Here is a 255-nt window from a genome sequence, read left to right on the forward strand (position 1 = left end):
CCAGCTCAATTTCCCAGCGGTGACTATATAAATCCACGATTTCAGCACTAGGGAAGCGCAGCGGGTCAGTCATCGAGGTGAGGATATTACACTCTTTGCCTTTCACCATTTTTGTTAGCAATCGGACCTCGATAAATTCAGGTAACTCTTTAAATTGTTTACGAGATTGTGCTGTAGTCGTCAGCCGAATGAGCTTATCTTGTCGACCGAGTTTCGTGATAACTTCAAACTGTGTGCCTTTCTTCATCGGCATTA

The 255-nt window shown here is 43.9% G+C and carries 1 pseudogene; it reads right to left on the minus strand.

The window, feature by feature from the left end:
* Positions 1-255: pseudogene (locus J3L11_RS19195) on the minus strand (IS4 family transposase); the annotation flags it as partial.

This window comes from Shewanella sp. 4t3-1-2LB (assembly GCF_017368415.1).
Lineage (GTDB): Bacteria > Pseudomonadota > Gammaproteobacteria > Enterobacterales > Shewanellaceae > Shewanella > Shewanella fodinae.